This window comes from Blattabacterium cuenoti (genome assembly GCF_014251375.1).
GTDB classification, from domain to species: domain Bacteria; phylum Bacteroidota; class Bacteroidia; order Flavobacteriales; family Blattabacteriaceae; genus Blattabacterium; species Blattabacterium cuenoti_K.
On record NZ_CP059187.1, the window covers coordinates 547,811 to 572,581 of the forward strand.

The 24,771-nt window shown below is 24.7% G+C and carries 25 protein-coding genes and 2 tRNA genes; 14 read left to right on the forward strand and 13 right to left on the reverse strand.

The genetic code is table 11. The features are described 5' to 3' along the window. Nucleotides 1-3 precede the first annotated feature (3 nt). Nucleotides 4-870, forward strand: a complete 867-nt coding sequence (locus tag H0H71_RS02620; RefSeq protein ID WP_185855990.1) for a sigma-70 family RNA polymerase sigma factor — start codon at nucleotides 4-6, stop codon at nucleotides 868-870. A 19-nt stretch (nucleotides 871-889) separates the two neighbouring features. On the opposite strand, the gene H0H71_RS02625 is transcribed toward H0H71_RS02620, so the two are convergent. From H0H71_RS02625 to H0H71_RS02635, 3 genes are all read right to left on the reverse strand, one after another. Then, nucleotides 890-964 (reverse strand) — tRNA-Arg (locus H0H71_RS02625). A 32-nt stretch (nucleotides 965-996) separates the two neighbouring features. Then, entirely contained in the window at nucleotides 997-1,755 is a 759-nt protein-coding gene (tpiA, locus tag H0H71_RS02630; protein WP_185855991.1) for a triose-phosphate isomerase, read from the reverse strand. Next, entirely contained in the window at nucleotides 1,712-2,293 is a 582-nt protein-coding gene (locus tag H0H71_RS02635) for a nucleotide modification associated domain-containing protein (protein ID WP_185855992.1), read from the reverse strand. The genes tpiA and H0H71_RS02635 overlap by 44 nt, the downstream gene beginning before the upstream one ends. 56 nt (nucleotides 2,294-2,349) lie before the next feature. Here H0H71_RS02635 and folP point away from each other — a divergent pair, with 56 nt between their 5' ends. The 6 genes from folP (at nucleotide 2,350) to H0H71_RS02660 (ending at nucleotide 7,776) form a co-directional block, all read left to right on the forward strand. After that, the gene (folP, locus tag H0H71_RS02640) at nucleotides 2,350-3,198 is read left to right on the forward strand and encodes a dihydropteroate synthase (RefSeq protein ID WP_185855993.1); all 849 of its coding nucleotides are present in this window, start codon (nucleotides 2,350-2,352) and stop codon (nucleotides 3,196-3,198) included. Between the two features lie 111 nt (nucleotides 3,199-3,309). Further along, a complete protein-coding gene (locus H0H71_RS02645; RefSeq protein ID WP_185855994.1) occupies nucleotides 3,310-4,131 on the forward strand; it encodes a diadenylate cyclase in 822 nt (273 codons plus the stop codon). Beyond that, a complete protein-coding gene (locus H0H71_RS03080) occupies nucleotides 4,109-4,744 on the forward strand; it encodes a Mur ligase family protein (RefSeq protein ID WP_262887062.1) in 636 nt (211 codons plus the stop codon). The genes H0H71_RS02645 and H0H71_RS03080 overlap by 23 nt, the downstream gene beginning before the upstream one ends. After that, a complete protein-coding gene (locus H0H71_RS03110; RefSeq protein WP_262887063.1) occupies nucleotides 4,741-5,433 on the forward strand; it encodes a glutamate ligase domain-containing protein in 693 nt (230 codons plus the stop codon). Before H0H71_RS03080 ends, H0H71_RS03110 begins: the two co-directional genes overlap by 4 nt. A gap of 87 nt (nucleotides 5,434-5,520) precedes the next feature. Beyond that, nucleotides 5,521-6,537 (forward strand): pyruvate dehydrogenase (acetyl-transferring) E1 component subunit alpha, encoded by a 1,017-nt coding sequence (gene pdhA / locus H0H71_RS02655; protein ID WP_185855995.1) that lies wholly within the window; start codon nucleotides 5,521-5,523, stop codon nucleotides 6,535-6,537. A gap of 18 nt (nucleotides 6,538-6,555) precedes the next feature. After that, entirely contained in the window at nucleotides 6,556-7,776 is a 1,221-nt protein-coding gene (locus tag H0H71_RS02660) for a dihydrolipoamide acetyltransferase family protein (protein WP_185855996.1), read from the forward strand. Between the two features lie 2 nt (nucleotides 7,777-7,778). Here the strand turns inward: H0H71_RS02660 and H0H71_RS02665 are convergent, their stop codons facing one another. Beyond that, a complete protein-coding gene (locus tag H0H71_RS02665; protein ID WP_238784444.1) occupies nucleotides 7,779-8,516 on the reverse strand; it encodes a TerC family protein in 738 nt (245 codons plus the stop codon). Between the two features lie 552 nt (nucleotides 8,517-9,068). Here H0H71_RS02665 and H0H71_RS03090 point away from each other — a divergent pair. The 3 genes from H0H71_RS03090 to H0H71_RS02675 all read left to right on the forward strand — a co-directional run bounded on the left by H0H71_RS03090 (nucleotide 9,069) and on the right by H0H71_RS02675 (nucleotide 12,129). Further along, nucleotides 9,069-9,848, forward strand: a complete 780-nt coding sequence (locus tag H0H71_RS03090; protein ID WP_238784445.1) for a preprotein translocase subunit SecD — start codon at nucleotides 9,069-9,071, stop codon at nucleotides 9,846-9,848. A gap of 86 nt (nucleotides 9,849-9,934) precedes the next feature. Beyond that, entirely contained in the window at nucleotides 9,935-11,881 is a 1,947-nt protein-coding gene (secF, locus tag H0H71_RS02670) for a protein translocase subunit SecF (protein ID WP_238784446.1), read from the forward strand. Beyond that, nucleotides 11,881-12,129 carry a Sec-independent protein translocase subunit TatA/TatB gene (locus H0H71_RS02675; RefSeq protein ID WP_238784447.1) on the forward strand — a complete coding sequence of 83 codons (249 nt, stop codon included), beginning with the start codon at nucleotides 11,881-11,883 and terminating at the stop codon, nucleotides 12,127-12,129. The genes secF and H0H71_RS02675 overlap by 1 nt, the downstream gene beginning before the upstream one ends. Nucleotides 12,130-12,139: 10 nt before the next feature. On the opposite strand, the gene H0H71_RS02680 is transcribed toward H0H71_RS02675, so the two are convergent. From H0H71_RS02680 to H0H71_RS02690, 3 genes are read right to left on the reverse strand one after another with little or no spacing between them, the layout of a single operon-like run. Further along, the gene (locus tag H0H71_RS02680; protein ID WP_185855997.1) at nucleotides 12,140-14,287 is read right to left on the reverse strand and encodes a SurA N-terminal domain-containing protein; all 2,148 of its coding nucleotides are present in this window, start codon (nucleotides 14,285-14,287) and stop codon (nucleotides 12,140-12,142) included. Then, nucleotides 14,288-15,559 (reverse strand): hemolysin family protein, encoded by a 1,272-nt coding sequence (locus H0H71_RS02685; protein ID WP_185855998.1) that lies wholly within the window; start codon nucleotides 15,557-15,559, stop codon nucleotides 14,288-14,290. Continuing rightward, a complete protein-coding gene (locus H0H71_RS02690; RefSeq protein WP_238784448.1) occupies nucleotides 15,556-16,011 on the reverse strand; it encodes an LptA/OstA family protein in 456 nt (151 codons plus the stop codon). The genes H0H71_RS02685 and H0H71_RS02690 overlap by 4 nt, the downstream gene beginning before the upstream one ends. Nucleotides 16,012-16,154: 143 nt before the next feature. Between H0H71_RS02690 and H0H71_RS02695 the strand changes: the two genes are divergently transcribed. Beyond that, a tRNA-Phe gene (locus H0H71_RS02695) sits at nucleotides 16,155-16,227 on the forward strand. 119 nt (nucleotides 16,228-16,346) lie between these two features. Here H0H71_RS02695 and H0H71_RS02700 read toward each other — a convergent pair. From H0H71_RS02700 to H0H71_RS02715, 4 genes are all read right to left on the reverse strand, one after another. After that, nucleotides 16,347-16,853 (reverse strand): OmpH family outer membrane protein, encoded by a 507-nt coding sequence (locus tag H0H71_RS02700; RefSeq protein WP_185855999.1) that lies wholly within the window; start codon nucleotides 16,851-16,853, stop codon nucleotides 16,347-16,349. 35 nt (nucleotides 16,854-16,888) lie between these two features. Beyond that, a complete protein-coding gene (locus tag H0H71_RS02705) occupies nucleotides 16,889-19,408 on the reverse strand; it encodes a BamA/OMP85 family outer membrane protein (protein ID WP_185856000.1) in 2,520 nt (839 codons plus the stop codon). Nucleotides 19,409-19,431: 23 nt separating this feature from the next. After that, nucleotides 19,432-20,169, reverse strand: coding sequence for an isoprenyl transferase (locus tag H0H71_RS02710; protein ID WP_185856001.1), 738 nt, complete (start codon nucleotides 20,167-20,169; stop codon nucleotides 19,432-19,434). A 106-nt stretch (nucleotides 20,170-20,275) separates the two neighbouring features. Beyond that, nucleotides 20,276-21,169 (reverse strand): NAD kinase, encoded by an 894-nt coding sequence (locus tag H0H71_RS02715; RefSeq protein WP_185856002.1) that lies wholly within the window; start codon nucleotides 21,167-21,169, stop codon nucleotides 20,276-20,278. Nucleotides 21,170-21,328: 159 nt separating this feature from the next. On the opposite strand from H0H71_RS02715, the gene H0H71_RS02720 reads away from it, so the two are divergent. From H0H71_RS02720 to aroQ, 3 genes are read left to right on the forward strand one after another with little or no spacing between them, the layout of a single operon-like run. Then, complete coding sequence (locus tag H0H71_RS02720; RefSeq protein ID WP_185856003.1) at nucleotides 21,329-22,255, forward strand: mevalonate kinase family protein; 927 nt, start codon at nucleotides 21,329-21,331, stop codon at nucleotides 22,253-22,255. A gap of 3 nt (nucleotides 22,256-22,258) precedes the next feature. Next, complete coding sequence (locus H0H71_RS02725) at nucleotides 22,259-23,014, forward strand: pseudouridine synthase (RefSeq protein WP_185856004.1); 756 nt, start codon at nucleotides 22,259-22,261, stop codon at nucleotides 23,012-23,014. After that, nucleotides 22,983-23,408 carry a type II 3-dehydroquinate dehydratase gene (aroQ, locus tag H0H71_RS02730; RefSeq protein ID WP_185856498.1) on the forward strand — a complete coding sequence of 142 codons (426 nt, stop codon included), beginning with the start codon at nucleotides 22,983-22,985 and terminating at the stop codon, nucleotides 23,406-23,408. Before H0H71_RS02725 ends, aroQ begins: the two co-directional genes overlap by 32 nt. Here the strand turns inward: aroQ and yihA are convergent. Continuing rightward, nucleotides 23,392-24,006, reverse strand: a complete 615-nt coding sequence (gene yihA / locus H0H71_RS02735) for a ribosome biogenesis GTP-binding protein YihA/YsxC (RefSeq protein WP_185856005.1) — start codon at nucleotides 24,004-24,006, stop codon at nucleotides 23,392-23,394. The two genes, aroQ and yihA, sit on opposite strands and share 17 nt — an antisense overlap. Then, nucleotides 23,981-24,766 (reverse strand): alpha/beta fold hydrolase, encoded by a 786-nt coding sequence (locus H0H71_RS02740; protein ID WP_185856006.1) that lies wholly within the window; start codon nucleotides 24,764-24,766, stop codon nucleotides 23,981-23,983. The genes yihA and H0H71_RS02740 overlap by 26 nt, the downstream gene beginning before the upstream one ends. Nucleotides 24,767-24,771: the final 5 nt, after the last annotated feature.

Genomic DNA, 24,771 nt, shown 5'->3' on the forward strand with positions numbered 1-24,771 from the left:
ATTATGAGACAACTAAAAATTACTAAACAAGTAACCAATCGTGAATCTGAATCTTTAGATAAATATCTTCATGAAATAGGAAAAATTCCATTATTAACACCAGAAGAAGAAGTAGAATATGCTCGTAAAGCAAGAAAAGGAGATCCATATGCTATAGAAAAGCTTGTTAATGCTAATTTACGTTTTGTTGTTTCTGTAGCTAAACAATATCAAAATCAAGGATTAAGTTTATGCGATTTAATAAATGAAGGAAATTTAGGGTTGATAAAGGGGATACTTCGTTTTGATGAAACAAGAGGCTTCAAATGTATTTCTTATGTTGTTTGGTGGATAAGACAAGCAATTCTACAAGCAATTGCAGAACAATCAAGATCTATTCGTCAACCCACAAATAAATTAGCTTTATTAAATAAAATACTTAAAACTCTTTCTCAATTAGAACAAGAGTTACAAAGAACCCCTTCTGTAAGAGAAATCGCAGAACATTTAAATATGAATGAAAAAGATGTAGAAGAATCTATCAAAAATTCAGGTAGACATGTTTCAATGGACGCCCCTTTAATAGAAGGGGAAGATTCCTCTAATCTATATGATTTAGTACGATCTGATGAATCACCTAGACCGGATGAACATTTAGAAAAAGAATCTCTTAGAAAAGATATAAAGAGAATTTTAGAAACTTTAAGTGAAAGAGAACGTCGTGTTATCATTTTACATTTTGGTTTGAATGGATCCCCCCCAATGACATTAGAAGAAGTAGGACAATCTTGTGATTTAACAAGAGAAAGAGTGAGACAAATTGAAAGCATAGCTTTAAAAAGATTAAAACATTCTTCCAGAAGTAAAATACTAAAACCTTATTTAGGATAAATAAAAAATATAAAAAAGAAGACCCCGATGGGATTCGAACCCATAAACCTTCTGATCCGTAGTCAGATGCTCTATCCAATTAAGCTACGGGGTCATGTAAATACGAATACTATTTTAATTCTTTTTTTAAGATAAAAGGATTTTTACAAATTTTTCTATTCTTAGTGAAGAATTTCCAACCAGCCCCCCATCTATATCTTCTTGAGAAAAAAGATTTCTAGCATTAGTCTCGCTAATACTTCCTCCATATAAAATAGAAATTCTTTTAGATATTTTTTTTCCATACTTTTCCATAAATAAGGAACGAATATACTGATGCATTTTCTGAGCTTGTTCAGGAGTAGCAGTTTTTCCTGTTCCAATTGCCCATATCGGTTCGTATGCTATAATAAAAAAGTTCATTTTTTCTGAAGGAAATTGAAAAATAGTTTTTTCTAACTGATTTTTTATAACAGAAAAATGTTTTTTTTTTTCTCTTTCAAAAAACGTTTCTCCAATACAGAAAATAATGGAAAAACCATATTTTAATGAAATATGAATTTTTTTCAGTAGAATCTCATTTGTTTCAAAAAAATACTTTTTACGCTCACTATGTCCTAATATAACTTGTTGTACCCCTATAGATCTTAACATAGAAACAGACACTTCACCTGTATAAGATCCATTTTCTATTTGATGAACATTTTGAGCGGAAATACTTAAACAAGTCCCTTGTAAAATCTGATTTGAAATTTGTAAAAAAGGAAAAGATGGTGCTATAATTACTTTTTTTTTGTGATTTATTTTTCTTTCAAGAATAATTTTTAATAAGTTTCTAAGAAAAGAAGTAGTTTCATAGAAATCATGATTCATCTTCCAATTTGCAATTACAATTTTTTTTTTCATTGTTCGTATAGATAGAAAAATTATTAGTTTTTTCTTCTAGTTTTTCCATATATTTAATTAATAAAAATGTTATCATTTTTAACATTTCAAAATAGAATTTTTCATTAAAATATGAAAAATATTTTTTTTTCTTAATATGAAAAATATTTCTTACAATTTTATCTATTGAAATATTTTCATATGTAGAATTAGAATTATAACTATAACTTTTGATCTTATTTAATTCTTTAGTATAAATATTTAAAATTTTAAAATGTTTAATTTTTTTTTCTAAATCATGAGAATAATTTAATTTTATTAATGTTATTATAATATAATTTATGATATCTATGTATGTATCTATAATGTTTTCTTCTTTTACTTTTTGATTTTGATTACCTATTTTTTGTATATTTTGTATACGTAAAATTTTTATAAAAATTTGATCCATCATAGATGTATTTTTTAGCTTTTTCCATGAAATATCATAATCTTTTAATTTTTCTTTAAACAATTTTTTACATTTTTTAATGATAAAATCAATGAAAATATGATTCATATCCATATCATTGAATTTGATTATTCAATCAATTACAAAAATAGTTTTTTTTTAAAATGACGATTAATTGTGCAGGATCTTTACTATGTTTCAAGGAACCAAAAATTATGGGGATAGTAAATGTTACACCTGATTCCTTTTATGATGGAGGACAATTGAATTCAGAATACAAAATTTTACAACATGTAGAATCTCTATTAAATGAAGGATCTGATTTCATAGATATTGGAGGTTGTTCGACTCGTCCATATGCTACTAAATTCCCAACAGAAGAAGAAGAACTAAAAAGAGTAATCAACCCCATTCGTATTATATTAAAAACATTTCCAAAAACTAAAATATCTATAGATACTTTTCGTAGTAAAGTTGCTGAAATAGCAGTAAAAGAAGGAGCAGTAATGATAAATGATATATCTGGAGGAATACTAGATAAAAAAATGTTTCTTTTGTTATCCAAACTTAAGATTCCATATATATTAACTTATTTGAGTTTAAAGAAAAATGAAAGAAATACAAAAAATATAATTATAGATACTAATAATTTCTTTTCTAAGAAAATTTACTATTTGAAACAATATGGTATAAATGATATAATTTTAGATCCTGGATTTGGTTTTGGAAAAACATTAGAACAAAATTTTCAATTATTAAAACATTTATCTTTGATGGGATTTGAAGATCATTTAATTTTAATAGGTATTTCTAGAAAATCTATGATTCAAAATATTCTAAATATTTCTTCTGAAAAATCATTAAATGCGACTTCTGTTATTCATACTTTATCTCTGTTGAAAGGAGTTAAATTTATCCGTGTACATGACGTGAAAGAAGCTATGGAATGTATCAAATTAGTACAATTTTATAAAAAAATAAAAATAGAAAAAAAGTTTAAAGTAAGTAGATAATAAGTATTGTGACTTTAGTAGTTTTTTTGTATTAAGTTAAGTCAGTTTAGTAAGTAAATAATACTACATCATACTTCTTAATTTATTATTTTTGTGTATACATTTTTTTTATTGAGAATTTCCTTCATTAATATTTTAGATATTTTTCTAGTATCCATTATTTTCTTTCAAGTGTATAAACTCATTTATAGTACAGCTGCTTTAAATATTTTTTACGGAATCATTGTTACTTTTGTTTTTTGGAAAATAGTAGAAATGTATGATATGAAACTTCTTAGCATAGTTATAAGTGCTTTTTTCAAAGGAGGTTTCTTAGCTTTAATTATACTATTTCAACCAGAAATTAGAAAATTTCTTCTTATAGTTGGAAGCAGAATTTTTTTGAAAAAATTTGTTCTTTCTCTATTTGGAAAATCAGGTGGGGGGACCTCTTCAGTAAAAACGGAAACTATAGATAGTATTGTAAAAGCTTGTGCTATCTTATCAGGTGATAAAACAGGAGTATTGATAGTGATTCAATTACATCAAGATATAAAAGAGTTTATACAAAATGGAGATGAAATGGATGCGAAAGTAAATATTCCTATTTTAGAAAGTATTTTTTATAAAAATAGTCCACTCCATGATGGAGCTGTCGTCGTTATAGGAAATAAAATAGTGAGAACGAGAGCTATACTTCCAGTCTCTTATAATAAAGAAATTCCATCTCGGTTAGGTCTTCGTCATAGAGCGGCTATTGGATTATCTGAAAAAACTGATGCAATCTGTCTCGTAATTTCTGAAGAAACTGGTTATATTTCTTACATCAAAGAGAAAAATAGAATAGTTATTACCAATATTCATAATTTAAAAACGAAACTTGAAGAAGATCTGTTTTTGAATAAAAAAAAATTCAAAAATAAAATTATTGATGAACATCAGAAACTTATATAAGTTTTATTCCATTTCTTCTGGAATAGAAACAAATAGTAAAAAAATAAAAAAAAATTCTATTTTTTTTGCTCTAAAAGGAAAAAATTTTGATGGAAATCAATTTGCTCACGAAGCAATTTCAAATGGAGCAATGATGTCTATAGTGGATAATCCAATTTATTCTTTTTCTCGTTATAAAAACATTTTTTTTGTAAAAAACACTCTGTATTTTCTACAAAAATTAGCGAAATATCATAGATTACAAATAAAAAATATCCCTATAATCGCGATTACGGGGAGTAATGGAAAAACGACTACTAAAGAATTAATAAGCGCAGTTCTCTCTAAAAAATATAATTTTGTTCATTCTACTAAAGATAATTTAAACAATCATATAGGGATTCCGTTAACTATTCTATCAATGTCTAAGAAAACACAAATTTCTGTCATAGAAATAGGTGCAAATCATGAAAAAGAAATAAAAAAAATGTGTTCCATAATTAATCCAGATTATGGATATATAACTAATTTTGGAAAAGCTCATTTAGAAGGATTTAAGAACATGAAAGGAGTGATTTCTGGAAAATTAGAATTGTATGATTTTTTAAAAAAAAAAAGAAAAAAGTTTTTGTGAATGGAGATGATTCCATTCAATTAACTAATAGTTTAGGAATTAATAGATATATTTTTTCTGAAAAAAAAAATTCAGATGTCAAAATTAAATATTCATGGAATCAAAGAGATCTGATCTCTGTTTTATATGTAAAAAACATACAAATAATTTCTAAATTAATAGGAAACTATAATTTATACAACATCGCTGCTGCCATAACTATTGGAAATTACTTTCAGGTTCCTTTGAAAAAAATTAAAAAAGCTATAGAAGAATATGTTCCAAATAGTTACAGATCTCAAATTGTAGAAATAAAAAAAATAAAAATTATTATGGATTGTTACAATGCAAATCCCACCAGTATGAAAAAATCTATTTCCTATTTTAATCAAATTAAAGGAAATAAAATGGCTATACTAGGAGATATGTTGGAATTAGGTTTTTCTTCTTTTAAAGAGCATAAAAAAATTGTTATTGAGTTAGAAAATAGTAACATAAATACAGTATTTTTAATTGGAAAAATATTTTTTTCCATAACTATCAAAAACAGTGAAAAAATAAAAAAATTTATTAACAAAAACATTTTCAAAAAATGGATTCAAGATTATTATTCTTCTTCTATTTCTAATTCAACAACTCATAAAATAGATTTAATTCTCATTAAAGGATCTAGAAAAAATTCATTAGAAACTCTAATTGACTTAATCTGAAGTAATTTTTTTCTTTTGTTGTAGATTTCTATTTGAAAGATTAAATTTGTATATGCAAAAAATTCATAAAAATTAAATTTTTCTTTGATGAAAGAAATTACCACCGTAACCTATCTAAAGTGGTTTAAAGATATGTCTTTTTGGAGAAAATTTGAGGATAAATGTCGTGTCCTATATTTAAAGCAAAAAATAAGAGGATTTTTACATTTATATAACGGACAAGAGGCAATTCCTGCAGGATTAACTCATGCAATGGATTTGTCTAAAGATAAAATTATAACTGCTTATAGATGTCATATTTTACCCATTTCTATGGGAGTAGATCCAAAAGAAGTAATGTCAGAACTACTAGGAAAGGATACAGGGACCTCTCATGGTATGGGAGGGTCTATGCATATATTTAGTAAAAAATATCGTTTTTACGGAGGACATGGGATAGTAGGTGCTCAAATTCCATTAGGTGCTGGAATCGCTTTTGCAGATAAGTATTTTAATAGAGATTCTGTGACCATAACAATTATGGGAGATGGAGCCGTAAGACAAGGATCTTTACATGAAACTTTCAATATGTCTATGATATGGAAACTTCCTGTTGTCTTCATATGTGAAAATAATCAATATGCTATGGGGACATCTGTAAAAAGAAGTACTAATATAGAAGAAATTTATAAAATAGGGGGGGCCTACGGAATGCCTTCTTATCCTGTAGATGGAATGGATCCTGAAAAAGTAGCAAAAAAAGTTTTTCCTGCTATTGAAAGAGCTAGAAGAGGTGATGGGCCAACATTTTTAGAAATAAAAACTTACAGATATAGAGGCCATTCTATGTCTGATTCCGAATCATATAGGAGTAAAAAAGAAATTCATTTTTATAAAAAAAAAGATCCTATTTTGAAATTAAAAAATATTATTATCCAAAATAAATGGGAAACTATAGAAAATTTAAATTCCATAGAGTATGAAATAAAAAAAGAAGTAGAAACCTGTGTTGAATTTGCAGAAAAATCAGATCCTCCTTCTTTAGAAAAAATGTATAATGTCGTTTACAACGAAACCAATTATCCTTTTTTAGATAATGATCCCATGAGTAATAAAATAATTTAAAAAAAATAATATTTAAGAATGGCAGAAATAATATCTATGCCCCAGTTGAGTGATACAATGAAAGAGGGGACTATTATCAAATGGAATAAAAAAGTAGGAGATAAAGTTTCAGAAGGAGATATTCTTGCTGAAATAGAAACTGATAAAGCGACCCAGGATTTTGAAATTGATGTTAGCGGAATTCTACTTTTTATTGGTGTAAAAAAAGGGGGGACAACACGTGTAAATGAGCCCCTAGCCATTATTGGAGAAGAAGGAGAAGATATAAGTTTTCTTTTATCTAAGTTAAAAAAAAACAAAACAGAAAAAAAAATTATTGAAAAGAATAATAAAAAAGAAGAAAAAAGAATATTTATCTCTCCTTTAGCAAAAAAAATGGCAAAAAAAATAGGTATTCCTATCAAAAAAATAAAAAAAGGAATCTGTGAAAAAGGTCGTATCACTAAAAAAGATATTGAAATATACCAAAAAACATTTGATATAAATGTGAATAATGAGGATCTCAGTTTTTTAAATAAAAACAACAACAATAACAATAATAATAGTAGTAATCAGGAATCGACACATTATCCTCATTCTTCTATGAGAAAAAGAATTGCGACACATTTAACAAATTCTAAATTTACAGCTCCTCATTATTATTTAATGATTGAAATTAATGTGGGAAAAATGATACAATTAAGAAAAAATTTGAATGAAAAACTCACTCTAGAAGAAAAAATATCTTTTAACGATATTATTATTAAAGCAGTTTCTCACTCTTTGAGAAATCATCCTAATATCAATGCTTCATGGAAAGAAAAAGAAATTCTATGTTATTCTCATATTAATATTGGAGTAGCAGTATCTGTAAAAGATGGATTAATTGTCCCCGTAATTCGAAATACTGATCAAAAATCGTTACTTCAAATTTCCAAAGAGATAAAAGATAAAGTATTACGTTCTAAATCTAAAAAAATACAACCAGAAGAAATAGAAAATAGTACGTTTACAGTTTCTAATCTAGGCATGTATGGAATTGAATTTTTTACTTCTATAATTAATATCCCTAATTCATCTATTCTTTCTGTAGGAGCTATTATAGAAAAACCAATAGTTAAAGATTCAAAGATTGAAATCGGCCATGTTATGAAAGTGACTTTATCTTGCGATCATAGAATTATAGATGGAACAACAGGAAGTAGTTTTCTTAATTCTTTGAAAAAGCTATTGGAAGATCCTATTACTATATTAGTTTGATATTATTCTGTTTTTTTTTGAAAAATATAGGACATAAAAATTGGAAATAAAAATATCATAACAGTAAGAAACGGAAAAAACCTTTCAAAAATAAAAAAATATTTTTTATAGAAAAAAGAAAAAATAAGTTTAATTCCAAGAAGAAAAATTACAGAAAAAGCTGAATCTTTCAAAAAAGGTTTTTTTTCTATTAATTTTACAAATATTTTAGTTACCCATCTCATAGATAAAATACCTGTAAAAACACCTAAAAAAATCAAAATTAAATTTTCAGATAAAGCAACGGCTGCAAGAATATTGTCAATAGAAAAAGCTAAATCCATTATTTCTATAAAAAAAATACTTTTCCAAAAAGAACTCGTTATTGGAAGGATATTTTTTCTATCATTTTTTTTATAAAATTTCTGGTAAAAAAAATACTTTACTCCAATATAAATTAAATAAATTCCTCCTAAAGGTTTTAACCACCATATTCTAATCAATTTAGATGTAAAAAATAAACATAATCCTCTAAAAAAATAAGCTCCAAAAAGACCATATCTTAGAGCTTTTTTTCTATCTTCTACTTTTAGATCCAAAATCATAGATGATAATACTGCCGCATTATCTATTGATAAAATACTTTCTATCAAAAAAATATTTCCCACAATAGAAATAGAAACTATAATAGGATGATTCATGATATCCAAGATAGAATTCTCAATCCAATCATTATTCATCAAAAAATTTTGTAAAATCATTAAATTTCTGTATCCATCTTGTTTTTTAATACTTAATAAGTAATTTATTTGTAACGCATTTTTTCATTTGCCCCGCATCTAAATATTTAATATTTTCGCATAATGCGTTACACAGACGATTTTCCTTTTTGAACATTAAAGATAGAATTTACTAAACTTTTTTTTTTCAGGATGAATCATTTGAAAAAAAAATCCATACATGAAAAATACAAAAAGTAGCTAGTGTATTTATTCATATGGATGGATGATAAAATCATTAAAATATTTTCTAATAAAGTAAAAAAAAATTAGAACATTAAAAAATGTTGTTTTACTTTCTTTTTTTTTATCATAATATCAAGTAAAATACTGAAAAAATGATTCATAGATAATTATAGAGATAACAAAAAATAAAGTCTTTTGTTATTTATATTTAGTTATTAAATTTAATATTATAAAATTAAAAAATTCTAATAACAATAAAATAATTTTCTTTTTATTTTCATTTTAATATACAATGCAAATTACATAATCGATAGAATGCGTGTAAGAAATTTTTTCACAGTTTTTATAATGATTTTATTAACTATAATTTGTTTATATTATATTCTATCTGGAACTGTATTTTTTTCAGAAGAAAAAGAAAAAAACACTTCAATCCTTTCTAATTCTCCTTCTCCTAATAAGAAAAACAAAACGCTAAATCTAGGATTAGATTTAAAAGGAGGAATTAGCATGACTTTAGAAATATCTGAAAAAGACCTGTTAAAAAAAATTTCTAAAAATTATCAAAATCCTATTTTTTTAAAAGCATTAGAACGGACTGATAAAGAAAAGGAAAAATATCCGAATATAGATTATTTATCTAATTTTATAGATTTCTTTTATAAGGAAAAAAAAAAGAAAAAATCAAATATTGATTTATCAGAATTATTTGAAAATAGATTTCACATCCACAACAACATAGAAAAATTCTCTTCAGAAGACGACTATAATAGTCATCGTCGTTCAAAAAAAGAAATAGAAAAGGAGATCAGAAAAAAAATAGAAGATTCTATTTTTACTACTTATAATATTCTTAGATCAAGAATTGCAAAATTTGGAGTAACTCAACCCAAGATACAACGTATCAAAAATTCAAATAAAATTTTGATAGAATTATCTGGGATAAAAGATATAGATAGAATAAAAAATATTTTACAAAAAAAAGCTGAATTAAACTTCTTTGAAGTATGCCAATTACAAGAAATTGATTCATACTATGAAATCATAAATAAAATTTTTTCTCAAAAAAAAAAAAATATTTTACAAAAAAAAATAAAGAAATCAAATATAAAAATCAATCTTTTATAAAACTATTAAATGTTTCTAATCTTGAAAAAAACAATATAGTTGTAGGATTCGTTAATCAAAAATATACGAATATAATTACAAAATTTTTGAATTCTATTGAAGCTGTAGAATCACTTCCTTATCAATTAAAGAACATAAAATTTTTATGGGGATATCAAACTGCCCAATATAATAAAGAAAACTTTTTGAAGTTATTCGCTGTAAAAATTAATCCTGAAAATCTTTTAAAAGGAGACGATATTCTGAATGCAGATAAATATTTAGGGCAATTTAACGAATTGTTTATTCAGATAAAAATGAATAGAGAAGGAACTAGAAATTGGAAAATATTTACTGAAAAAAAAATTGGAAAAAACATTGCTATAGTTCTTGATGATTTAGTTTATACAGCTCCTGTAATAAAATCAGTCATTACAAATGGAATGTTCCAAATATCGGGACCTTTTTTATCAATTCAAGAATCAGATGATTTAGTGAATATATTAAATGCAGGAAAATTCCCTACTTCCGTTAAAATTATTCAATCTGAAATAGTAGGAGCTTCTTTAGGAAAAGAATCTATTCAAAAAGGAATAATATCTTTTTTTCTTGCAATATTTTTTGTATTTATTTGGATGATTTTCTATTACTTAATTCCGGGATTATATTCCAATATAGCATTGATATTTAATTTAATATTTATGTTTGGAATTTTAATTTCTATCAATGCAGTATTAACTCTTCCTGGAATTGCTGGAATTATATTGACATTAGCAATGTCTATGGACGCTTATGTTCTTATTTATGAAAAAATTAAAGAAGATCTAAATTACGGATTATCTATTCATAAAGCGATCTATAATAGTTATACTTTTAAAAAAGGAGCTTTATCATCTATTATAGATAGCCAAATAACTACTTTATTATGTGGAATCATTTTATTTTATTTTGGAATAGGGCCTGTTAAAGGATTTTCTACTACTTTAATTATTGGAATTTTGACATCAGTGTTTTCTTCTACATGTCTTGGAAGATTTTTTTTAGAATGGCATTTAAAGAAATACAAAAACATTTTTTTTCAGAGTAAGAAAATTATAAATGGACAATGGGATTTTTTATCCAAAAGAAAATTAGCTTATAGTATTTCTTTTTTTTGTATTATAGTTAGCGTCATTTCGCTTTCTTATAAAGGATTAAATCTTGGAATAGATTTCGTAGGAGGACGGACATACATAATCCGTTTTGACAAAAAGGTTCTACCAGAAAAAATTGCTATGGTTTTGTCAAAAGTATTTGTAGAAAATGGAAAACCTTCATTTCCGAAAGTATTTACTTTCGGAAATGAAAATCAAATAAAAATAGTAACTAAATATAAAATATGGGATGAAAGTAATCAAGTAGATCAAGAGATTTTAGAAAAAATGTTTTTCGCATTAAAATCATATTTTATTCCTATGGAATTTAATTCCTTTAAATCTCTAGAAAAGGAAAAACATTTAGGCATTTTATCCTATGAAAAAATAGACCCTTTTATAGCTAAAGATATTACTATAAATGCTTTTATTTCAATAATAATATCTTTATTAGTGATATTTATTTATATTTTCATTAGATTTAAAAAATGGCAATTTGGATTGGGGGCAGTCATTTCTCTATTACATGATTTGATCATTGTTATTGGAATATACTCTATTTTTTATGAAAAAATTCCTTTTTTAGAAATAGATCAATCATTTATAGCCGCTTTACTGACTATAATAGGGTATTCTATTAATGATACAGTAGTAGTTTATGATAAGATTCGAAAATTTTATAAATCAGGTCTCTCCATGAGAAAAATTATAAATAATGGAATTTATAACACCTTAAACAGAACCATAAATACTTCATTTATAACTATACTAGTTATAGCTACTATTTTTTTATTTGGAGAAATTACTATTCGAAGTTTTATGCTATCTTTATTACTTGGAATAAGTATTGGGACTTATTCTTCTATATTTATAGCATCATCTATAGTATATGATTTTTCAAATCAAAAAAATCAAGAATAATGAATCTCTTATTTCTCAGTATTGAAGAAAGTTTTTTTATAATTTTTGTAGCTATTCTTATATTTGGACCCAAAAAAATACCGGATATAGCTAGGGGAATGGGAGAAGGAATAAGATATTTAAGAAATGCTAAAAAAAAAATTCAGAATTCTATTCTTCAAAATAACATCAACAATACTAATGAAAAATCTTTTCTTTCTCAAGATGATCAAAAAGAAAATAATAAGTTTTCTATAAAACGAAAATAGAAGAATAATTCTAATCTAGAATATTACTTCTGTAATCTTTTATTATTGATTTGTCCATAAAAACTTTCCCCAAAATTTCCAGTGAATTTTTTCTCAAATAAGAATTTAAAATTTCCATTTCATAAGAAAAATAAGATGGTTTTTTAGAAGGAAAAAAATGTTTTAATGGTCTAACAAAAAAAACTCCTTTTTCTCCTAATATAGGTGGTGAAGTTTCCCCCAACTTCAATGAAAAAGAATACCCTACTACTTCAGGTTCTTTACAAGAATCAATTATCGAATCATGAAAATTTATTTTATAATATTTTTTTATTTTTTTAGAAAAATAGAATGCGATTTCTTTCAAATTTTTTGGAAAAAATTTTTTATTCATCATGTTAGATAAATACCTGCTTATTTTTTCTTTTTTTAGGGAAAAAATCAAATCTTTTTTTATTTTTTCAATAGAAATTCCTCTATTTTGAATTTTAGAAAGATAGATAAGAATATAGTCTTTATTATTTGATGTGGAGAGCATTTTAAAATCTCCCTTTTTTCTATTTTTTTCAAATGCCCAATTAATAATTTCTTTATCTACTTCTGTATTTAATCCATCTATCTCCCATTGAGAAGATTTAATATTTTTCAAATATATAGTTTCATATTTATTTCTTCTTGCATTATTAATCAATGTATTTAAACTAGAATTTTTATTTTTTATCAAAAATTTTCTTACTCTTTTGTAAAGAAAATCTTCTGTTTTTTTAGATGGAATCAATGTCTTTATTATTACTGCAAATTGATAAGAAGGAATAAAACTACTTTTATCATCAATTCTAAGGATATGATACCCAAATTTTGTTTCAGTCATTCCTATCATTCCTTTTTTATTTTTAGATGAAAAAATATCAAATTCTCCAATTGAATTTTTATCTTCATATTTAATCCATCCTAAACTTCCTTTATTTTTTTTTGCATTCATTAAGTCATCGGATTTTTTTTTCACAAAAAAATCAAATAAGGAAGGATTCTTTTTAAGAATATTATATATATTTTGAGCTATTTTTTTAGATACTTCTTTTGTTCTTTGATTAGAAGAACGCGCAGCATTTTTATGAGAAATTAAAATATGGCTTACCAAAACAGAATCAGATATCATTTTTTTTCCAGTTAATTTAGCCATCATGTAAATATTTTTTTCTTTTATAGGTCCGAATATACTTCCTATCTTATTATTATTGTTTGAAACAAAATTTTGTAAAATAGGTGGAAGAGATCTTTTTAAGTAAAAATTTGAATCAAAAGGTTTTTCAGATTGATTTGAAACAAAAATGGAATTTTTATTGGTTGATTGAAATTTATAAAATAAATTTTCCATTTTTTTTCTCATATAATTTTCATCATCTAAAGATGGTTTAGAGCGAAAAATGACAAAACTAAGACTTCTTAAATTTTCTTTTTTCTTATTATAAAAAAATTTATGTTTTTTAATATAATCAGAAATCTCATAATTGTTTATCGAAAACATATTTTTATATCTGTTTTCAATTTCAGAATAGGGAATAAAAATGTAATCAATAAAAGAAAAAAAATTTTTATCCTTATAATTTAATTCTGCTTCTATCAAAGATGTATTTAATCCATACATTAACATCTCTATGTATTTTTTTGCAAAAATTTTTTTTGCTATATTTTTTTTTTCGTATAACCAAATATTTTTCTCCTCCTCTATTCGAGGATTAGAAATGGGTGAAGTATTTTCCAATTTTTTCAAATATGATTGAAATTTTACAATGTCTAATTCTCCATTGAAATTCTGAAAATCAGATATATTACTATACAAAGATTGTTTAGAAACAGCGTCCCAAAATTCTTTTTTTGTACTTTGTATTCCTAATTTTACAGCTTGTTGATTTAACATTTTTTCATGAATCAATAATTTCCAAGCTTCGTTTTTTAAATAAATGTCTGGTTCATCCTGTCGAAATAGTTTCAAAAATTGAAAACAATTAATATATTCTTTTACAGGAATGTTTTCTCCATTTACTTTTCCAATAATATTTGGATTTTCATAAAAAATTTTTAATAAATTAGGATCTAATATAAAAACTAACAAAAAAATTCCTACAAATAAAAATAAAAGCCATGTATTTTTTCTGATTTTTCCTAAAATACTCATTTATAATTTTTTTTTTCTAAGAAAAACTTCTTCTATTTTATTTTTAGATACTTTTTTGATTTCAATAATAAAAATATTCCTAATAATTATTTCTTCACCTTTTTTAGGAATATTTCCTGTATGAAACACAATTAAACCTCCTAAAGTTTCATAATCTTCAGACTTAGGAAGATCTAATTTATACTTTTCATTAAGAAAATCAATCTTTAACCGAGCAGAAAATAAAAATTCATTGCTATTTAATTTTTTTTCCAAAAATAAAATTTCATCATGTTCATCTTTAATATCTCCAAGAAACTCTTCTAAAATATCTTCTATAGTTATCATTCCGGATGTGCCACCATATTCATCTAACACTACAGCTATGCTTTTTTTTTTCTTAATGAGAAGATCCATTATTTTCCGTATTGGAGTAGTAAGATAAACAAATTCTACCGGTCTAACTATAGATTCTAGATTTTTTGAGTTTCTTTTCAAAATTTCTAAATAATGAATGTATCCTATAATATTATCTATATTATTTTTATAAATTACAATTTTTGAAAATCCTTTTTCTGTAAACTTATGCCGAATGTTGTCAATAGAAGAATTCCATATGTTAGAAGCAACCATTTCTTTTCTAGGAACCATACACTCTCTCGCTTTTTTCTCAGAAAAATCCAATGCTTTGTGAAAAATCTCTACTTCTGATTCTACTATTCCATGAATATCATTTTCTATGTTTTCTGATATAAAAGAAATTAAATCTTCTTTATCAAAAATTTTCACTTTATCATTTTCTTTTTCACAGAAAAAATTCAGAAAAATATTAGATATCCAAATAATAAAATTTGTAATAGGAGAAAAAATTTTGCATATAAAATATACAGGTATAATAAATAAATTTAACAGTTCATTAGAATATACACTAAATATTATTTTAGGAATCAATTCTCCAATAACAAGAATGATAGTAGCAGAAAAAACTGTTTCTAAAATTAAAAACCAAAAAGAATTATTATAAATCAAAAACCATTTTTGAGAGATAAATAGAAATAATTTTCCCATATGAATTCCATATATCACTAAAGATATAGTGTTTCCTATTAACATTGTAGTGATAAATTTTTTTGGATTTCTTATGCTTTTAGAAAGTAACTTAGAACGAAAAGATCCTTTTTTTTTCTCTAATTCTATTTGAAAAAAACTAGAAGAAATTAAAGCCATTTCCATTCCAGAAAAAAAAGCGGACACAAGTATAGTAATGAAAACTATACTTATATGAAAAATCATAGTGTTTTTATTATAGAAAAGAAAATCCCCCGAGTATTTTTTAGCTTAATATTTTTAAAATCATCAGATGCTTCGAATCCATTTACCGCATGCAATATACTTCCATCTGAATAATGGATGATTGTAGACTTATCATTAAATATTTTTTTGTTTTTTTTATTCCAAAATATTTCATTAGTTTTTAAATAATCTCCATTATGATTCATGATTATAATATTTCCTTTAATATGATAAAGGATTTTTTCAGTTGATTTTACCCAATTTGCAGTAAGATAAATATACTTTTTAGGATCTTCTTTTTCATAAAAAAATAATTGGATTCCTTTTGGATATAAAGTATAAATAGAATATTCTTCCATAATTGGAGAATAAATGAAAAATCTAGAAATTCCATTTTCTTTATATAAAATACTTATACGAATAAAAATTCTATGAGGAGCCTCTTTTTTCACATTTTCCTTTTTCGTATTTGTTTTTATTGTTGGAGTTGTTGTACATGAAAAAATAAAAAAGACTAATAAAAAAAATATCTTTACAAAATTTTTCAGATTATTACTTATTATTTTATTGTACTTTTATAGTTTTATTGATTATTGGTATCTTAGCTCAGTCGGTAGAGCAAAGGACTGAAAATCCTTGTGTCCCCGGTTCGATTCCGGGAGATACCACAGATACCACACCACAACACTACTACTACTTTTAGTTAGAGATTAATTAGAGAAGCGAGAAGTTATATAGTAGTAGTATCTCTAGAGTAGAGTTAGTTATGTTATTATAAATAATAGGATCAAATCCCTAACTCTTTTCTGACTTCCTCTGTGATATCTATTCCTTTATTAACTAAAACTCCTTTTCCCGGACTACAGTCATCAACACGTATAATGGTTTTATTTTTTTCCATTACTTTGTAAATAGCATTTTCTATTTTTTTATACAGAGGATTCAATAATTTCTGTTGTTTTTTAGCTAAGTCGTCTGAAGCGGTTTTCTGATATGCATGAGCCCTTGCCTGTAAAACTTCTAATTCTCTTTGAAGAATTGGACTTCTATTTCTTTGAAATTTATCTGCCTTTTTATGAAATTCTTTTGCCAATTTTTCCAACGTATTTTCATGGTTTTTAGTTAATTTTTCTAATTCTTTTTGAGCAATAGAAAATCCAGGCATTTTTTCTACAAGAATTAGACTGTTCAGACAAACAATTTTTTGACTACATTCTACTTTAGATTTAGAAAATCCTTTTATTCCAAATAATAAAAAAAATAATAGACAATAAAAAATCGTGTTTTTTTTCATAAAATATTCTATGTTATGTTTAGATTTATTAATAATCAATCTTGTCCTATGATAAAATGTGTTTTCCACCTAGATAAAAAGGAATCTTTTTTCATTCTACTATTAATAGGATAACCAAAGTCTATTCCAAAAAGACCTATTGGAGATAAAAAAATACGAAATCCAAATCCAAAAGATTTATTCATTCTTAATGGATTAAATTTTTTATAAGAATCACTAATACATCCTTCTTCTATAAAAAGAAAAGTCCAAAATTTAGACATATTATAAGAAAATTTTTTTATTAAATAACGAACCTCAAAAAGATATTTATTATAAATAATTCCCCCATTTACTGGGGGAAGAAATTCAGTATGATTATACCCTCTAAACAGAATCAGATCTTTATCTTCTAATTTTCTTCCTCCAGTTCCCCCCATATAAAACTTTTGAGATGATAATAATTCACTTGAATTATTATATTTTCCTAATATTCCAAATTCTCCTCCAAATTTGATGACCACATTATCTACAATTTTTTTATAACCAAAAGAAATAATTTTCAGTTTAAAGAATTCTATCCAATCAAATTTCTTATTGAAAAGAATAGAATAAGGAATGGTAAATATACTACTCAACTGGATTTTAGATCCATTAACAGGATAAATTAAATCGGGGACTCCATAAAATCTTTGTAAAGAGATTAAATAACTTAAATTATTTAACTGGAAAGAATGATTTTTTTTAAGATCAACATCTGTAACTAAATTCTTATAAAAAAATTTATCATAATGCATAGATAATTCTATTTTAGAATAGGGATCAAAAAAAGTTAAAAATTTATTCAAATTAATAGAAGATCCTATTTTTTTTTCTTCTAAAAAACCTTCTGGGATTAGATTAAATTTTTTTGTGAAAAAAGAAATATTTTCATCGTTTTTTATCTTTTTCTTAGAAAAGTGCATTTCAAAAGTAAGAGATGTTGGATTTGTCTTTTCTATCCAAGGTTCTGTAAAAGAAAAACCATAAGATTGTTTATCTTTTCCAAATTGATTGAATAATAATAATTTTTGTCCATTTCCTTGAGGGATAGGATTCCAAGATTTCCATTTAAAAAAATTGATAATAGAAAAATTTCCAAAAATTAATTTTAAATTTCCAAAAATTTTTCTTTTTTCATATCCTCCATGTAATTGGATTTGATTGGCTCCTTTTTCAACTACACGCCATTCTATATCGAGAGTATTATTCTTTCTATTTATTAAAATAAATGGATTTATTCTTTCAAATAAATTTAAATTATTCAAATGAAGTAAACTAGATTTGATCTCTTTAGGAGAAAAAGTATTTCCAGGATAAGTGGTTAATTCCCGTCTAATGATATGATCTTTAGTTATTGTATTACCTGATATCTTTACTTTGTTTATATAAACCGGTTTGTTTTCTTCTATTTCTATTTCTAGATGAATTTGATTATTCACGATTTTTTTTTCTATAGGTACAATCTTTACGAAGAAAAAACCAAAATTTAGATAATTTGAAAGAATACTGAACTCATCAAAAGAGTTGAAAATATTGTTATTAATTCCAATTTTATCATAAATATCTCCCTTTTTATAAGAGAGAATATTCTTTAAAAAAGAGTCATTAAAAAATGTGTTCCCTACAAACTTAACATTTCCTAGATAATATCTTTTTCCTTCTACTACTTTTATTTTTATGCTATAATTACCAGATTTTTCTTTCCATATAGAATCTAAAAAAACTTTTACATCTAGAAATCCCATAGATTGATATTTTCGTATAATATTTTTTAAGTCATCATTGATATTTTCATATACAAAACAAAAAGTTTTTTCTATAAAAGGAATAGAAAATTTATTTCTAGTCTTAACTATCAGATTGAGTAATTCTTTTTCATTTAGAATTTGATTCCCCGAAAAAAATATATTTTCTATCCATGTTTTTTTTCCTTTATATACATGTATATTGAGAATATTTTCATTCTCTTTTTTTGTAGAAATGAATTCCTTTTTTATAGAAATATCTTTATATCCTTTTTTAAGATAATAATCTTCAATCTCATTATGAATAGATTGAATTAAATGATCAGAAATTTTATCTCCGGAATGTATTTTTTTAATAGTCTCAAATTGTGTCTTTCCATTTCCCTCAAGATTTATCTGATTAACTTTTATTGAATCTTCTAAATCAAAGAATAAATCTATCTCATTTTTATTTTTTGGATTTGTATTTTTTTTGTATATGGATATTGTTTTAAAAAGATTAGTATCCCATAACTTTTTAATAGCATTATCTATTTCTTTTCCTGGTATCTCAATTTTATCTCCAGGATAGAGACAAGATAAGTTTGAAATAAAAACAGGATCATATTTTGTCTTCCCTATTATTTTAATATTTTTAATAGTAAAAGAAGAAGAAATTTTCTCATTTTTTGGTTTTTCCTGAATCCAGTTTTCTGTTTTTTCAGTTACGCTATTGTTATATGAATCAGTTACGCTATATGAAAATGAAAGATGCGTCAATAATAAGAAAAATATTATACTTTTTTTCATAAAAAATACTCTAGTTCTAGTTATTAGTTATTCTCAACTGTTCCAAATCGACGTTTTCTTTTTTGATAATTTATTATGGCCTCATAAAAATCTTTTTTCCGAAAATCTGGCCATAATACATTTGTAAAATAAAATTCTGCATAAGCAGATTGCCAAAGTAAAAAATTGCTAATTCGTTGTTCTCCACTAGTTCTAATGATCAAATCTACATCTGGTATGTCTTTAGTATATAAATGATTTTGAAAAGAAGAATAATTCACATCTTTCAATGAAAAACGTCCAATATGAATTTTTTCAGCAATATTTTTTGTAGCTCTTAAAATTTCTTCTCTTCCACCATAGCTCAAAGCTAAAATCAAGGTTCCTGATGTATTATGTTTGGTTTTATTTCTAAAGTAGATCAATTTTTTTTGAATTAGATAAGAAAATTTTTCTATTTCTCCTATAAAAATAATTTTTACATTATTATCATGAATTTCTTCTAAAGAAGAAGTTAAATTCAGATGAATGAAATGCATTAAATTATCTATTTCTTTTTTTGGACGATTCCAATTTTCTGAGGAAAAAGCATATAAAGTTATATAGGAAATTCTTAATTTTTTTACTACAATTATAGTATCTCTTACAGATTGTATTGCATTTTCATGTCCAAATGTTCTAATTTTTCCTCTTTTTTCAGCCCAACGTCCGTTTCCATCCATGATAATAGCTACATGATGAGGAATGTTATTATAATCTATTTTTTTTAATAAGTTTTTCATAAAAATCAAATAATCAATCCATCTTTCTCTTTATTTTTATTTATGAGTAACAAATATATTTATATACAAAGATATATGTATTTATTTTTTATTAAATTAATTCTTTTTAATTCCTTTGATCCATTCCCCATAATAATTTTTCTCGTAAAGTTTTATAATAAGTTTTTTTTTCTTCTTGAATGAGATATATATAAAAAGGAGCCTTTTTAATATATAATTCATTTTCTTTATTCAAATAAGTCAGCCTTGTGTCTAAAGATAATGAATAAGATTTAACACGACTATGTATTTTAAAATGAACTTTTTGTGTATCTGGAATAATTAGTGGACGTGAAAATAAATTATGTGGAGAAATGGGAGTAAGAACAAAATTTTTATTATCTGGAGTAATTATTGGCCCCCCGCAGCTTAAAGAATACCCGGTAGAACCTGTAGGCGTAGATATGATCAACCCATCTGCCCAATAAGATGTTAAAAATTCATTATCTATATAAACATCTATGGTGATCATAGAAACCGTTTCTTTACGGAAGATAACTATTTCATTTAACGCAAAATTATTAAAAAAAAATAAATCATGATTTACGATTGATGTTTCTAACCATAATAAACTCCTAGGAATTAAATGGAGTTTTTGATTAAAAATTTGATCTATTTTTTTAATAAAAACATCTTTATTGAAAGAAGCTAAAAATCCCAAGTTTCCTGTATTTATTCCAACAATAGGAATTCCTGAATCTCTAATGAGAGTAATTGCAGACAATATAGTCCCATCTCCACCAAAAGTAAACATCAAACTAAAATCTTTATTTAATAATTCCTTATAATGAGAAAAAACTGGAAAATTAAGATTTTTAAATTCTTCAAAAGAAGATAAAACATTAAAAAATGACTGTTCAATATAAATTTCTATTGAATGATTTGAAACATAGCCTATGAACTGATTGATGTATGGAATATTTTTCTTAACAAATTTTTGTCCATATATGGCTATTTTCATAGTGAATAATTATTAAGTTTCAGTTACTAAACACTAAAAAGAAAAATTACAAAATTTTTATGAAAAAATTTATAAACATTAAAAATAAAAAAATAATTAGTTTTTTGTTTTAATTGCACTAAATTTGTTTAAAGGATACACAAAGTTAAGGAAGTAAATATGAAACAATCTTTATTTCATGCAAAAGTTCTTTTGTTTGGAGAATATGGAATATTGGAAAATTCTAGCGGACTTTCCATTCCTCATAATTCTTATCAAGGAACTTTAAAATTTCAATCTACTTCCAGTAAAGAATTTTCTTATTCTAATTTAGAATTAAAAAAATACTACAAATTTTTATTGAAAAAAAAAAGAAAAAATTTGGTTTCATTAGATCTTTATAAATTACATGAAGATATTCAAAAAGGAATTTTTTTTCATTCAAACATTCCTCAAGGATATGGAATTGGAAGTTCAGGTGCGCTAGTTGCCGCTATTTATGAAAAATACGCTACAAACAAACTCAAAAAATGTGTGATAAAAAAAGAACAAAAACACATAATAAGTTTGAAAAGAACATTTAGCCAAATGGAATCTTTTTTTCACGGAAAAAGTTCGGGGATTGATCCTTTAATTTGTTACTTAAACATTCCTTTACTGATTCGTTCAAAAACAAATATTTCAACTATAAAAATTCCTTTTTTAAAAGGGAGAGGGGCGATATTTTTACTCGATTCCGGAATCCCAAGGACATCATCAATGATAAATTTTTTTTTAAAAAAATTAAACCATGATAAATTCAAAAAAATATTAAAGGAAGAATTTTTTAAATACAATGAAAAATGTATTGAAGCTTTTCTAAAAAAAGATTTTCAAGTATTACTAAAACACGTCAAATCACTTTCTGCTTGGGGATTTCATCATTTTCGTCCTATAATTCCAGAAAAATTTTGTAAAATATGGGAAGAAGGACTTTTTACCAATATACATTACCTAAAATTATGTGGTTTTGGAGGAGGAGGTTTTATGTTAGTGTTTACTCCAGATTATGATTTATCTAAAGAAAAACTAAAACAATATACAACAGAAGTTCTTTTTCGGTTTTAAAAAATGAAAAAAAAAAAATATGGATTTATACGATTAAATCATTATTTATCTAATGCGGGAATTGCTTCAAGAAGAAAATCGGATCAATTAATTCAATCAGGAATTATAGAAGTCAATGGAAAAACAGTTTCAAAATTGGGGACCCTAGTACACGTTAATGATGTTATAAAATTCCATGGACATAAAATAAAAGATAAAAAAAAAATATATCTACTTCTGAATAAACCAAAAGGATTTATTACTTCTACAAAAGATCAATTTAAAAGAAAAACAGTTATGAATCTAATTCCAAGTTTTTCTAATTATAGAATTTATCCTGTAGGAAGATTAGATCGTTTAACAACAGGTGTATTACTTTTTACAAACGATGGGAATCTAACTGAAAAATTAACTCATCCAAAATATAATGTAAAAAAAATATATCATGTTTTTTTAAATAAAAAAATTCAAAACATTGATATTGATAAAATTAGAAAAGGAAAAATATCTCTCAATGAAGGAAGAGTAAAAGTAGATTTTATCTATAGAGATAAAAATAAAATAAAAATTGGATTGCACATAGGATGGAATAGAGTGATTAGACGTATTTTTACGAAATTAAATTATAAAGTAATCCGATTGGATAGAGTAAATTTTGGAGGATTTACTAAAAAAAATATTAAAATAGGATGTTGGTGTTTTTTAAATAGAAAAGAAGTAAATGACATAATGAAAATTCATGAAAAACATGAAAAAAATAAGCATAATCAACGGCCCTAATTTAAATTTATTAGGAAAAAGAGAACAAGAATTATATGGAAATGAAGATTTTATATCTTTTTTCAAAAGAATTAAAAAAAAAAAACTTTTCTGTAATATAGATCTTACATATCATCAGAGTAATCACGAAGGAAAAATTATAGATATTTTACATGTTATCGGATTTCAAGTTGATGGAATTGTCATCAATGCAGGTGCTTATACACATACATCTTTAGGAATTGCTGATGCCATAAAAGCAATTCCATCACCAGTTGTAGAAGTACATATTTCTAATATCCATTCAAGGGAATCGTTCAGAAAAAAATCATACATATCTTCTGTATGTAAAGGAACTATTTTTGGTTTTGGATTAAAATCTTATGAGTTGGGGATAATTAGTTTTTCATTGTAGATATCGTATTATTGATATTTTCAATAAAACTAAGAATTTTCTCTTTTCCATATTTTTCTTTTACAGAAACTTTAAAATATTTCGGGATTGAAAAGAATATTTTTTCAATTTGTTTTTTACATAGAAAAATATTCTTTTCAAGAATTCTTTGATTTAATTTATCAATTTTTGTAAAAATAATACAAAAATGGATCCCAAATGTTTTTAATATTTGGATAAAATCTTTTTCCATTTTTTGAATGGTTGTTCTTCTACAATCTATCAATAAAAAACAGGTTAAATTTCTTCTATAAAAAGAAATATAGCCTGTGATTAACTTTTGTATTTTTTCCTTTTTTGTCTTCTTTAGAGAAGAATATCCGTATCCAGGAAAATCTATCAGATACCATTTATGGTTTATTAAAAAATGATTAATAAACTGTGTTTTTCCTGGATTAGAGGAAACTTTAGCAAGTTTTTTACGATTTGTAATAAAATTGATCAAACTAGATTTTCCGACATTAGAACGTCCCGCAAAAACATATTCAGGAAAGTTAGAAAAAAAAAATTGATTTGATTGGACCGTACTTCCTTTAAATTGTACTGAAAAAATTTTCATGTTTTTTTTTTATCAAATTTGTAAGCCATTTTTCCAGTATATTTATGAATTTTTTTGGATGTTCCATCATAGGAACATGTCCACATTTATCGATCCAATGCAATTCTGAATGTGGAAGTAACCTATGAAATTCTTCTGCTACTTCAGGTGGGGTCACATGATCTTGTTTTCCCCAGATTAAACAAATCGGTTGTTGAATCATAGATAAATCTTGGGCCATGTTATATTTCATAGCGCTTCTTGCTAGATACAAAGTTTTAATTCCTTTTTTTTTATCATTCACAATGTGAAAAACTTCATCTACTAATTTTTTAGTAGCTATTTTAGGATCATAAAAGACTTCTTGAGATTTTTTTTTAATATATTCGTAGTTCTCTCTTTTAGGAAAAGCATATCCAAAAGATTTTTCAAACAACCCAGAACTTCCTGTAAGAACAACAGAATGAACTAAATCCATTCTTTTTTTTGCTATCATTAAAGCAATGTGTCCTCCAAGAGAATTTCCTATTAATGTAGCTTTTTTAACACTTATTTCATTCAAAAATTTAGTAACAAATTTAGATAAGCTATAAATATTTGTAAGAAATAAAGGCATCTTATAAAGAGGAAGTGAAGGAATAATAACTTGATATCCTTTTTTTGGAAAAAAATCTAAAAGAGCATTGAAGTTACTTAATCCCCCCATTAATCCATGAAGCAAAATAAGAGGATGTCCTTTTCCTTTTTTTACGTAATACTTTTTTCCTTTAAAATAAGACATAAAAT

Bases quoted from the DNA above. Each gene is read 5' to 3' on its own strand.
- H0H71_RS02620 (WP_185855990.1), top strand. From the start codon at position 4: ATGAGACAACTAAAAATTACTAAACAAGTAACCAATCGTGAATCTGAA.
- tpiA (WP_185855991.1), bottom strand. From the start codon at position 1,755: ATGAAAAAAAAAATTGTAATTGCAAATTGGAAGATGAATCATGATTTC.
- H0H71_RS02635 (WP_185855992.1), bottom strand. From the start codon at position 2,293: ATGAATCATATTTTCATTGATTTTATCATTAAAAAATGTAAAAAATTG.
- folP (WP_185855993.1), top strand. From the start codon at position 2,350: ATGACGATTAATTGTGCAGGATCTTTACTATGTTTCAAGGAACCAAAA.
- H0H71_RS03080 (WP_262887062.1), top strand. From the start codon at position 4,109: ATGAACATCAGAAACTTATATAAGTTTTATTCCATTTCTTCTGGAATA.
- pdhA (WP_185855995.1), top strand. From the start codon at position 5,521: ATGAAAGAAATTACCACCGTAACCTATCTAAAGTGGTTTAAAGATATG.
- H0H71_RS02660 (WP_185855996.1), top strand. From the start codon at position 6,556: ATGGCAGAAATAATATCTATGCCCCAGTTGAGTGATACAATGAAAGAG.
- H0H71_RS02665 (WP_238784444.1), bottom strand. From the start codon at position 8,516: ATGATTTTACAAAATTTTTTGATGAATAATGATTGGATTGAGAATTCT.
- H0H71_RS03090 (WP_238784445.1), top strand. From the start codon at position 9,069: ATGATTTTATTAACTATAATTTGTTTATATTATATTCTATCTGGAACT.
- H0H71_RS02675 (WP_238784447.1), top strand. From the start codon at position 11,881: ATGAATCTCTTATTTCTCAGTATTGAAGAAAGTTTTTTTATAATTTTT.
- H0H71_RS02680 (WP_185855997.1), bottom strand. From the start codon at position 14,287: ATGAGTATTTTAGGAAAAATCAGAAAAAATACATGGCTTTTATTTTTA.
- H0H71_RS02685 (WP_185855998.1), bottom strand. From the start codon at position 15,559: ATGATTTTTCATATAAGTATAGTTTTCATTACTATACTTGTGTCCGCT.
- H0H71_RS02700 (WP_185855999.1), bottom strand. From the start codon at position 16,853: ATGAAAAAAAACACGATTTTTTATTGTCTATTATTTTTTTTATTATTT.
- H0H71_RS02705 (WP_185856000.1), bottom strand. From the start codon at position 19,408: ATGAAAAAAAGTATAATATTTTTCTTATTATTGACGCATCTTTCATTT.
- H0H71_RS02710 (WP_185856001.1), bottom strand. From the start codon at position 20,169: ATGAAAAACTTATTAAAAAAAATAGATTATAATAACATTCCTCATCAT.
- H0H71_RS02715 (WP_185856002.1), bottom strand. From the start codon at position 21,169: ATGAAAATAGCCATATATGGACAAAAATTTGTTAAGAAAAATATTCCA.
- H0H71_RS02720 (WP_185856003.1), top strand. From the start codon at position 21,329: ATGAAACAATCTTTATTTCATGCAAAAGTTCTTTTGTTTGGAGAATAT.
- H0H71_RS02725 (WP_185856004.1), top strand. From the start codon at position 22,259: ATGAAAAAAAAAAAATATGGATTTATACGATTAAATCATTATTTATCT.
- aroQ (WP_185856498.1), top strand. From the start codon at position 22,983: ATGAAAAAAATAAGCATAATCAACGGCCCTAATTTAAATTTATTAGGA.
- yihA (WP_185856005.1), bottom strand. From the start codon at position 24,006: ATGAAAATTTTTTCAGTACAATTTAAAGGAAGTACGGTCCAATCAAAT.
- H0H71_RS02740 (WP_185856006.1), bottom strand. From the start codon at position 24,766: ATGTCTTATTTTAAAGGAAAAAAGTATTACGTAAAAAAAGGAAAAGGA.